An 11,144-nucleotide genomic window follows, 5' to 3' on the forward strand; every position below is an offset into this window, starting at 1 on the left:
ATATTTGCGGCGGGGCGGCGGTGGGGGCGGCAAATGCCCCCCCCCGCCCCCACGATCGTGCGGTCACCCTCGAGGCAGGCCAGCGCATCCGCAGCCTGGAGCTGGAGGTCGCTCAAAGCTGGCTGGCCCAGGCGGTCTAGCTTCAGCGGGGCAGCCCCTATCCACGGCATTTCCAACCTTCAAAAGCAGGCCGGAGGAAAATGCAATGAACGCTAGCTACAGACCCCTCGCGCTCATCGCGGCAACGATTGCCGTGGCCATCTACGCTGCCATCTCGGCAGGCCCTGACGGGAAAACGACGACAAGCGAGTCCGCAGATGAGAGCCAAAAGGCAGCTGCGGCGCAAGGCGACAACCGAGCAAACAGTCAGGCTTCAAGCCAGCCCTGGCAAGCGTCAGGCTCAAACGCGAACCCCGCCCGGTCGCCTATAGCCGCCGATCAGGCTCAAGCCAACGACAGCACCTCCCTGTTCCATGACTATCAGGTTTTAAAGGGACCGCCAGGCCAGCTCAGTCAGCGTGGTCGCGACCTCATCGACCGCGCGGCGGCTTACCATCGGGAGCAGGTTCGCCATGCGGAGCAAATCCTCGCGACAGGAACATCGCCCGCAGCGATCAACGACTTTGCCGAACGCGTCGCAACCGATCACAGGAGCGCTTACGATAAGTTGGAGCTGCTGTCAAAGCTGCACGAGATCAAGCTGCCTGAGGTTACCGCGAAAGACGAGATTAAGGCGCCGACAGGTGGCTCGAATGCCAGCTTCGGCGAGGATCCTGGCCACCACAACCACCACAGTCGCAAAGGCTCTGACCAGCAGCCTTCTGGCCAGGAGGACAGCACAGATTCGGGCTCAACTGCGGTACAAGCCACCACATCGAGATTCATCGAAGAGCAGATTGCGGCCCATCGGCGCGCGTTGACGCGCCTTGAGCATCTCGCCGGCCGGACCGGCTCGCTCAACTTGGACAGCTATATCAAAGCCACCCGCCCGGTGGTTGAAGCCCATTTGACGATTGCTCGCCGCATCAAAGCAGAAGCGCAGGCGGCAGACGGAAAGCAAACGCTGGTCGAGCGCGGCCGGTACCTGGCGCACGTCGGGGACTGCAAGGCTTGCCATACCCGTAAAGACGGGCAGCCCTATGCCGGTGGCCGTCGAATCGAGACGCCCTATGGCGGGTACTTCGTTTCCCCGAACATTACACCGTCGCCACAAGGCATTGGGGGCTTCAGCGATGAAGAATTCCTCGACGCCATGCATCGAGGCGAACGGCCTGATGGTCAACCTTACTATCCGGCCTTTCCCTATCCGTCGTATACCAAGGCGAGCGAAGAGGACGTGCTTGCGATCAAGGCCTATCTCGACACCATCCAGCCATCAAGCAATGAGCCGGGTGCACACGAGCTGCCCTGGCCAATCGGCATCCGGGAAACGCTCTACGCGTGGCAGGAGGCCTTTTTCGATGCCGCGCGCTTTGAGCCGGACCCGAGTCAGCCTGACACCTGGAACCGCGGAGCTTATCTGGTCGAAGGGCTTGGCCATTGCGGCGCCTGCCACAGTCCCCGCAATCTGCTCGGGGCGGAGGATGATAGCCGCACCCTCACCGGCGCTACCCGGGAAGGCTGGTATGCGCCAAGCCTGACACCAGGCCTGGGCGAGGGGATCGATCACTACAGCGTCGAGCAGCTCGTCGAACTGCTTCAGACTGGCATGGCGGAGACGAAAGAGAGCGACGCGGAGTCTGATGAAGGGGGCCCGGCGTCCACACTACTCGGTCCCATGGCAGAGGTCGTTCATAGCAGTCTTTCCCACCTCACGCGAGAGGATGTGAAAGCGATGGCGATCTACCTCAAGCACCGAGCACCTGTAGAGGCCAGAGGTGAGGACAGGGACCAAAAGCATCGCCTTGCGCCGGACATGGCAAAGCTCGGGGAATCGATCTATTGGGGTCACTGCGCAGCTTGCCACCGCAATCATGGCCAGGGGCAACCGCCTTACATCCCCAGCCTGCGGCATAACCCGGTCCTGAACGAGGCCAAGGCCAATAACCTTGTCATGTCCATCCTGACGGGGTCCCCGGGGGAGGCATCCCAAGCCCTCTCACCCTACGTCTCGATGCCCTCCTATCTCCACAGTCTCGACGATATCGAGATCTCCGCAGTCGCTGGTTATCTGCGCGCGCGCTGGGGTGATGAGGTCGATCCACGGGTCGCAGCGTCGCTTGTCGCGCAGTTGCGGAACCAGGTCCGCAGCGCCTCATCCGAAGACGCGGATCCTACCGCTTTTCAGCAAGTCGATCGCTGATGCTGGGCGGCGGGGATAAGCCCACCCGGCAGATGATGCTGATGCTGATGCTGATGCTGATGCCCTTGGCCATTCGCGGAAGAACTCGAGGCCGGGGAGATCCAGGGAGCCTGTTGGATGTCAGCATCAGGGAAACGGCGGTGATCCGCCGACATCCGGCCCAAGCACCAAGAGCTCGGGATGACGCTGATTGACTCGCTCCTCGAGGCCCGGGGCTTCGGCCTCCGGCAGATCGGCAAGGATCAAGAGCTCGCCGTCTTCAAGGGCCTTTTGCTGGGCGGATAACGGAACATTGGCGCTGTGGTTCCTCCGCAGCCACCAGCCGCCTCCAATCACGGCGCCGATGGCGATCAGCGTCAACAGCGCAAATGGCGGTAGCGCTTGCAGCAACAACAGCGAAATCGCCAACATGAGGGCGCTGGCGACGAGCGCTCCGCGCAGCGCGGCGCTCGAATCGTCACGCCAGCGTCGAGTGTGGACCGGCACCCCGTCCGGGATCTGTTTTCCGATCAGCGTAAACACACCGGGATCAATCCCATCGGCGATCAGTTCTTCAACCAGACGCCGGCCGTTCTGCGGATCGCGGGCGCGGATATAGATTCGAGTGGTCATCATGCTTCTCCAAGACTGACGGGGATGGATGGCCAGCAGCGGTGCGACCAATCCTATGATGCCGTCTCTTCAGGCAACTCTTGTGCCGAAACCTGAAGCCCGATGAGCAAGCCCACCTAGCCGCCAACAGTCGTCAACCAGCGCGCGATCTGAAACAGCAGCAGGCTCGCCGAGACGAGCGCGCCAGCGATTGGCACCCAAAGGGGCAGCCGCGGGACCGAGGCCGGTGGGTCCGGCTGACGCCGCTTGATCCTGACGAGACCCAGGTTCACCAGCGTGAAGACGACCAGGATGATCGCGCTGGTCGCCTCGGCCAGGGGCGCGAGCGCGAAAGCCAGCGCGAGCACCAACACCAACAGGGTGGCGATTGCGGTCGCCCGCAGCGGGGTGTGGGTGCGCGCATCGATCAGCGCCAGCCATTGCGGCGCGACGCGGCGCTCGGCCATGCCGTAGGCAACGCGCGCGGCCATCACCAACTGCACCAAGGCGCTGTTGACGCCGGCAAGCATGCTCACGAGCACGATCGCGGTGACCGCGAGTTGCCCCTGCTCGGCAACCACCCGGGCGAGTGGCGTGTCAGCAGCGGCCATCGCTGCAGACGGCACGGCAAGCACCGCGACTGTCGACACGCTGATATAGAGCGCCGTGGTCAACAGCAGGCTGATGATGACGGCTGCCGGCAAGGTACGGCGCACATCCTGGACCTCCCCGGCGACGGTCACCATATCCTCGAAGCCAATGAAGGCATAAAAGGCAAGGAAGGCGGCACCGACAATGCCAGCCACCGCGCCGAGATCGGCCGGTGCCAGGATCGCCGACGCCTGCGCCGGCAGGCTGCCGAGCACCTCCCCCTCGCTCAACAGGATGTAGAGCAGCGAGCCGATCTGCAGCAGGGTGATCAGCACCACGGCCGCCACCGCCTCGGCGATACCCCAAGCCGCAATCAGCCCCATTGCCAGCACCAGCAAGATCGTCGTTGGCGCGCTCGGCAGGGGTGCCAGATCGCGCAAGAAGCCGGTGGTGGCGACGGCGAGCGTTGCCGCCGAGACCACGCCGGTGCTGATGACGAGCCAACCGACCAGCGCGGAAAGCCAAGGCCGGCCGAAGGCCTCCTCGACATAGCGCGCCGAGCCACCACTGTGCGGCAGCCGACCGGAGAACTCGGCAAAGCTCAGCGCGGTCAGCAGCGCCAGTCCGCCGGCCAGCGCGAAGGCGAGCGGCGCATGCAGTCCGACGCGCCCGGCGATCTCTCCGGACAGCGCGTAGAAGCCGCCGCCGACCATGGTGCCGACGCCATAGAAGACTAGAAACGGAAAGCGGACCCGGCGTTGGAGCCGTTGTGATGAATCAGCCATCTTCAACCTCCAGGCCCGCAGTGATGACGATCTGACCCATAAGTGCCCATCTGGCAATTGGAGACCCTGCTGCCAGCTAGGCACCAAGGGCATGCGTTGGCCTGGGGGTCAGTGCGTTTCCGCACTGAGCAGCGGGCTTGGCGACATCGGGTCCTCGACCTCGCCGTTGATGATCTCAGTCGCCGTGACCGGACGACCGTAATAGGCGTTGTTCGCGTCCTCGTCCCAGAAGATGTCCGAGACGCTGGCCGCGAAATCGCCGTAGAGGCCCTCAGTCGCGGACCAGACGGCGATATCGGTGTCCTTGCCGATCGAGGTTTGCGAGCGCTCCGAATCCTCGCCGACGGTGTAGCCAGTGTCTGAGTTGAGCGCGAAATTGTGCATTTCGCCAAAGCTCTCCAGAAGATCACCTGACATGATCATGAAGGCAATCTCTCCAACCTCAGCGCCCGCCGCGGCGCCAATCTGAACGGTGCCGATGTTGTAGAAGGCCGGTGCTGACCAGTCGCCATCTTTCTTGGCGACGAGTACGCCCTGACCTCCGGCACCACCGACGACCAGCGCCGCCCGTGCGTAATCCGGGACGACGAAGATCGCCTTGGCCTGCTCGAGCAGGTCGCTCGCCTGAGGGTCTGACTTGATCTTCTGAACAACCTTCGCGGCCTCTCGAACCGTCTCCTTGGCGTCCATTAGCTCGTCGGAGGTTGATCCTCCGGTCGCTGAGGCACTGGCAGACGAGTCATCCGATTTCATGCCTTCGGCAGCAAAGCCGTTGGCGGTCAGCAAGGACCCAGTCAGGATCAGTGACAGGGTCATGGCAGTTACTGGGCTGATGCGATAGCTCATAGGGGACCTCCTGTGGTCATCGACTGTGAAGTGAAGATGCAGGATGAGCGGGTGCTCGCCGCTGGCGATACTCGCCCAAGGGGCATGCGATCTCCGACCCATCGCTTGAGCCTGATGCAGTGAGCGTGCCATCTGCGTGGACTCCTCAGGCGGCGATGTTGCGCGGTCGCGCCCTCGGCATAGGCGGCCAGGTTGTCAACTGTGGTCTCAAAGATGCGCTCCACCGCTTCACGGATGTTGAGTGCGCTGTGAGGCGTGACCACCCCGTTGCGCAGATGGGCGTAGTGGCCCCAAGGCGCCGCCTGCTGACTGGCTCATAAGCCCCGAGCGTGCAGCATTTGAACCGGCGCTGGCGGCATAGGACCTTTGCTCGAGCGGGAAGACAGGGGCCCGGCGGATATCTAGCGCTCGGCCCGGCGCTCGCACCGCTGTCCCTACCACGCGCTTGGTTGACTCTGGCACTCGCATTGCTCCGATAGCTCGATGACGAGCGGCGATGACCAACGCCGAGTGGCCCCAAGCGGGATCGCGACCGGCACTTGCCACCCGGCAATGAGACCGCCGTCAGCCAACGACCACATGCACTCAGCCATAGGAGACCCACCATGCCAACCAAGCATCAGCTGCCCGATCTGCCTTATCCTGAAGATGCACTGGCGCCACACATCTCCGCCGAGACCTTGTCTCTGCACCACGGCAAGCACCACGCGACCTACGTTGACAAGTTGAATGGGCTCATCGCGGACAGCCCCTTCGCCGATGCAAGCCTTGCCGACATCATCGCCAAAGCCGACGGCGGTCTCTTCAACAACGGCGCCCAAGCCTGGAACCACGCCTTCTACTGGCATTGCCTGAGCCCAGACGGTGGCGGCGATCCTGAAGGTGAGCTGGCGACGCAGATCGAGCGCGACTTCGGCTCGCCCGATGCGCTGCGCGAGCAGTTCTCCGAGGCGCTGACGACCCTGTTCGGCTCCGGCTGGGTCTGGCTCGCGCTCGACCCAAGCGGCAAGCTCGTGATCGAGAGCCGCAGCAACGCGGGGAACCCCCTGCGCGACGGCATGCTACCGATCCTGACCTGCGACATGTGGGAGCACGCCTACTACGTGGACTACCGCAACCGCAAGAAGGAGTACGTGGATTCCTTCTGGAAACTGGTGAACTGGGACTTTGCCGGTCAGAACCTGATCCGCAAGGAGGCCTTCAATGTGTAGCCTCAACAACCTGTGATGAGCCGCTGGCGGCCAAGAGGGCTTGGCCGCCTGCACCGGCGGCCGATGGCCCAATCAGAGCGACCAGGAGCCATGCGACTGGTACTCAACTTGCTTAGCGCATCCAGGAGCCGGCCTGTCCGTCTCCCCCGTTCCTTGTTCGCCACCGAGTTCGCCGCCGAGCACTTCGTTTGCCGATGTCCAATCAAGACCCTGTTGATACTCGTCCCAACGCCTCGTCCGACGACGCCCCAAACACTGCGGCACAGAACGATGGTCTCGATAACGAGCATCTAAATGAGCCTCTCGCAAAGGACTCGGATAGGCGCTCGGACGGGCATTCGGATAAGACCGGCACGGGCCGCGGCATCGCAGGCAAGATCGCGGCCTTCTTCATCGACTCGCCACTGACGCCCTTGCTGCTGCTGGCCATGTTGGGGATCGGCATCCTCGGCCTGCTGAGCACCCCGCGGCAGGAGGACCCGGATATCTCGGTGCCAATGGTCGACATCAAGCTGCGCTATCCAGGCGCCTCGTCCGGGCAGGTCGCGCGCCTGGCCGTCGAGCCGCTGGAGCGGCTAATGAGCGAGCTGAACGATGTCGAGCACGTCTACTCGGTCAGCCGCCGCGAGGAGGGGCTGGTGACGGTGCGCTTCGAGGTTGGCACAGCGATCGAGCCCGCCGTGGTCGCGGTGCACGACACCATTGAGTCGAACCTGGATCAGGTGCCGCCGGACCTGACCGAGTGGCTGGTGCAGCCGAAGACGATCGATGACGTGCCGGTGTTGACCCTCACCCTCTGGTCCGATGAGATCGACGATGCCCGCCTGCGGCTGCTCGGCCTGCAGCTGTTGCAGGAGCTCAAGCAGGTCAAGAACACCGGCAACGGCTTCGTCGTCGGCGGGCGCAAGCGCGAGATCAGCATCGAGCCGCAACCGGAGCAGCTGCGCGGGCACGGGCTGAGTCTGGATCAGCTCGCCGAGACCATCCGCGGCGCCAATGGCGGACGCGCCACCGGCAGCGTAGAGCAAGGCGAGACCCACCGCTCGGTGTCGGCCGGCCAGGCGCTCGAGGGCGCCGGGGATATCGAGCGCCTGGTCATCGATACCGAGGGCGGACAGTCCATCTACGTTAACGACGTGGCCAGGGTCGGCGTCGGACCCGAGTACGCGGGTAACGCGGTGTTCTTCTACACCGGCCCGAGCTATCCGGCGGATGACTCGGCCAACGGCGCCGGTGCGGTCACCATTGCCATCGCCAAGCAGTCCGGCGCCAATGGCGTGACCGTGACCAATGACCTGTTGCAGCGGCTCAAGCAGCTCAAGGCTTCGATGATCCCGGAGCAGGTTCAGGTGGCGGTGACTCGCAACTATGGCGAGACCGCGAACCGCAAGGTCAACGAGCTGCTGCTATCCCTGGTCGGTGCCACCGCGGCCGTGGCGATCTTGTCGTTGATCGCCATCGGTCTGCGCCCGGCGCTGATCGTGCTGGCGGTGATCCCGGTGGTGATCCTGATGACGGTCTGGGCGGCCGGGGCGCTCGGCTTCACGATCAACCGGGTCAGCCTGTTCGCGCTGATCTTCTCGATCGGCATCCTGGTCGATGACGCCACCGTGGTGGTCGAGAACATCTTCCGGCGTTGGCTCGCCGAGGGCGCGACCGCCAAGGACGTCGCCATCGACGCCGTCGGCGAGGTCGGCAACCCGACCATCATTGCGACCCTCACCGTGCTCGCAGCGCTGCTGCCGATGGGCTTCGTCACCGGCATGATGGGTCCCTACATGCGCCCGATCCCGATCCTGGGCTCGGCGGCGATGCTGTTCTCGCTGTTCGCGGCCTTCGTCTTCACGCCCTGGCTCGCCTATCGGCTGCGCCCGAAGCTGGCGGCCTTGGAACGCTCGGCCCGGCGCGAGCGGCGCCTGCAAGGCTGGATCGATCGCGGCTACCGGCCGCTGATCGAGCCTTTAATCGAGCGACGGCCGGCCCGCTGGCTGTTTCTGATCGGCATCATCGTCGCCTTCTTCGCCGCCGTCGCCCTGCTGCCGCTGAAGGCGGTCACGGTGAAGATGCTCCCCTACGACAACAAGCGGGAGATCGATGTCGTGATCGATCTGCCCGAGGGCAGCTCGCTGCCGACCACCGCCAACGTCGCCCACCAGCTCGCACAGCAGCTGCGCGGCATCCCCGAGGTGCGCTCGCTGCAAGCCTATGTCGGCACCGCCGCCCCGTTCGACTTCAACGGTCTGGTCCGGCACTACTACCTGCGCCAGGAGCCCTGGCTGGCCGACATCCAGGTACGGCTGCTGGATAAGGATGAGCGCGAGCGCAGTAGCCACGCCATCGCCCAGGCCGTGCGCGAGCAGCTCACACCGCTAGTGAAGGAGCACGACGCCCACATCAGCGTGGTCGAGATGCCGCCAGGGCCGCCGGTGCTCCAGACCCTGGTGGCCGAGGTCCATGGTCCGACGCCCGCGGCGCGGCGCGGCTTCGCCGAGGATCTGACCAAGCTGTTCGCGGCCGCCGACGGGGTGGTCGATGTCGATAATCTGATGCAGGCGCCGCACAGCCGCTGGCATTTCCAAGTGGACACCGAGAAGGCCAGCCGCAACGGCGTCGATGTCGACAGCATCACCCGCAACCTGTCGATGGCCATGGGTGGCTACAGCCTCGGCGACATCGCCCAGGAGCGTTCGCTGGAGCCGGTGAAGATCAAGCTCCAGCTGCCGCTGGCCACCCGCAGCCAGCTGCACCGTCTCGGCGAGCTGCCGATCCCGGCCCGCACCGGCGATCAGCGCATGGTGCCGCTGGCCGAGCTCGGGCGTTTCATCGAGGTGCCGGCCGACCCGCTGATCTATCACAAGGACTTGCGGCCGGTGGAGTACGTCACCGCCGGCATGGAGGGCCGCCTCGGCGCGCCGATCTACGGCATGCTGCAGATCGAGCAAGACATGAAGGACTATGTCGCGCCAGACGGCACCAAGGCGCCAAGCGGCACCCTGACCGGCCCACCGAAAGCGGGCACGACAGCCTTCGAATGGTCCGGCGAATGGACCGTCACCTACAAGACCTTCCGCGATCTCGGCATCGCCTTCGGCGCCGCCTTGGCGCTGATCTACCTGCTGCTGGTGGCCGAGTTCCGCAACTTCATCCATCCGGCGGTAATCATGGCACCGATCCCGTTGACGCTGATCGGTATCTTGCCGGGCCACTGGCTGCTCGGCGCCGAGTTCACCGCGACCTCGATGATCGGCTTCATCGCGCTGGCCGGCATCGAGGTGCGTAACTCAATCCTGTTGGTGGACTTCGCTCAGGATGCCGTAAACCGTGGCCTGTCGGTGCGCGATGCCGTGGTCGAGGCTGGCCGCACTCGGTTACGGCCGGTCTGGGTCACGGACCTGACCATGATGGCCGGCGCCGTCGCGATCCTGTTCGATCCGATCTTCCAAGGGATGGCGATCTCGTTGCTGTTCGGGCCGATCGTTGCGGTACCGCTGACGTTGATCGTGGTGCCGTTGGGCTGTATCGCCACCGGTTGGGCATTCGATGGAGCCAAGCAGAGGTCCGCGGCCAACGCCACAGAAACGCACTGGTCGTCCATCGCCAATTTGACAACCAGCTCGAGATCTCGGCCGAGCTGATCTGAGCTCGACGAGGTCCGCGCTGCCGTCATGCAGGTCTTCCAGTATGTGCTCGTCGTTGCGGTGGCGACCGCAGTCGTCTGGCGCGCCAGTGGCTGGCTCGAAACCAGCTCGGTCCGGCTCGCCAGTCATTATCGGCTGCCACCCGTGGTCCAGGGCGGGATCATCGCCGCCCTCGGCTCGAGCTTCCCCGAGGTTGCGAGCACCGTGCTCTCAACGCTGGTGCACGGCGAGTTCGAGCTCGGCATCGGCGTCATCGTCGGCTCGGCGATCTTCAACATCCTCGTCATTCCGGGGATTTCCGGACAGGTCGGCGGTCGACTTGAGCCACACTGGATGCTGGTCTACAAGGATGCCCAGTTCTATATCACCTCGGTGGCGGTGCTGTTGCTCACCTTCTCGCTGGCGGTGATCTATCGGCCGGTGGAGGGCGCGGCATTGACCGGCGAGCTGACCCGGCCGCTCGCGCTGATCCCGGTGGCGCTCTATGGTCTGTATCTGTTCCTGCAACAGCAGGATACGGCCGATCACCAGCGCGATGAGCCGCCGGGCACCGCCGACAGTACAGTCCGCCCGCGGCGCGAATGGCTGCGCCTGGCGCTCAGTCTGGTGGTGATCCTGGCGGGTGTCGAAGCGATGCTCTGGGCCGTGATTGGCCTTGGCGAGCTGTTCAGAACGCCGAGCTTCCTCTGGGGACTGACGGTGCTTGCAGCCGCGACCAGCATCCCCGACCTCTTCGTCAGCCTGCGTGCCGCGCGCAAGGGCGAGGGCACTGTCAGCCTCGCTAACGTGCTCGGCAGCAACATCTTCGATCTTTTGATCGCTGTACCGCTCGGCATCCTGATCGCCGGGAGCGCGACCGTCGACTATGCCGCCGCCGCACCGATGATGGCGGCGCTAACCCTGGCGACCATCGTGCTCTTCGCGATGCTGCGCACCGGCATGGTCCTGAGCCGTTCCGAGTGCCGGCTGCTGATCGCGCTTTATCTCGGCTTCGTGCTTTGGATCGGGCTCGAGACCCTGGGCATCACCTCGGCCTTACATTGACCCACGACGACGCGACTCTCGACGACGGGCTATAGGGTCACGACGGAAACCGCGTCCAGCTTGTGACTCGGACCTTGGCTCAACGGTCTCTTGTCCGCCGCCGGCGCAGATGATCAACAGTGGGGTCGTCGATTAG

The 11,144-nt window shown here is 64.4% G+C and carries 7 protein-coding genes; 4 read left to right on the plus strand and 3 right to left on the minus strand.

The features are described 5' to 3' along the window. The first annotated feature begins 205 nt into the window (after positions 1 to 205). Positions 206 to 2,302: a c-type cytochrome gene (locus VBE63_RS20685; RefSeq protein WP_323684914.1), complete on the plus strand. Its 2,097-nt coding sequence runs from the start codon at positions 206 to 208 to the stop codon at positions 2,300 to 2,302. A 126-nt stretch (positions 2,303 to 2,428) separates the two neighbouring features. On the opposite strand, the gene VBE63_RS20690 is transcribed toward VBE63_RS20685, so the two are convergent. From VBE63_RS20690 to VBE63_RS20700, 3 genes are all read right to left on the minus strand, one after another. After that, positions 2,429 to 2,914, minus strand: a complete 486-nt coding sequence (locus VBE63_RS20690; protein ID WP_323684915.1) for a hypothetical protein — start codon at positions 2,912 to 2,914, stop codon at positions 2,429 to 2,431. A gap of 116 nt (positions 2,915 to 3,030) precedes the next feature. Further along, positions 3,031 to 4,269, minus strand: a complete 1,239-nt coding sequence (locus VBE63_RS20695) for an APC family permease (protein ID WP_323684916.1) — start codon at positions 4,267 to 4,269, stop codon at positions 3,031 to 3,033. 108 nt (positions 4,270 to 4,377) lie between these two features. Continuing rightward, positions 4,378 to 5,115 (minus strand): lipid-binding SYLF domain-containing protein, encoded by a 738-nt coding sequence (locus VBE63_RS20700; RefSeq protein WP_323684917.1) that lies wholly within the window; start codon positions 5,113 to 5,115, stop codon positions 4,378 to 4,380. Between the two features lie 605 nt (positions 5,116 to 5,720). Here VBE63_RS20700 and VBE63_RS20705 point away from each other — a divergent pair. The 3 genes from VBE63_RS20705 (at position 5,721) to VBE63_RS20715 (ending at position 11,008) form a co-directional block, all read left to right on the plus strand. Continuing rightward, entirely contained in the window at positions 5,721 to 6,326 is a 606-nt protein-coding gene (locus tag VBE63_RS20705) for a superoxide dismutase (RefSeq protein ID WP_323684918.1), read from the plus strand. Between the two features lie 194 nt (positions 6,327 to 6,520). Beyond that, positions 6,521 to 9,961: an efflux RND transporter permease subunit gene (locus tag VBE63_RS20710; protein WP_323684919.1), complete on the plus strand. Its 3,441-nt coding sequence runs from the start codon at positions 6,521 to 6,523 to the stop codon at positions 9,959 to 9,961. Positions 9,962 to 9,991: 30 nt separating this feature from the next. Beyond that, positions 9,992 to 11,008, plus strand: a complete 1,017-nt coding sequence (locus VBE63_RS20715; RefSeq protein ID WP_323684920.1) for a sodium:calcium antiporter — start codon at positions 9,992 to 9,994, stop codon at positions 11,006 to 11,008. The last annotated feature ends 136 nt before the right edge of the window (positions 11,009 to 11,144 follow it).

It is taken from the genome of Lamprobacter sp., from assembly GCF_034860625.1.
Taxonomy (GTDB): domain Bacteria; phylum Pseudomonadota; class Gammaproteobacteria; order Chromatiales; family Chromatiaceae; genus Lamprobacter.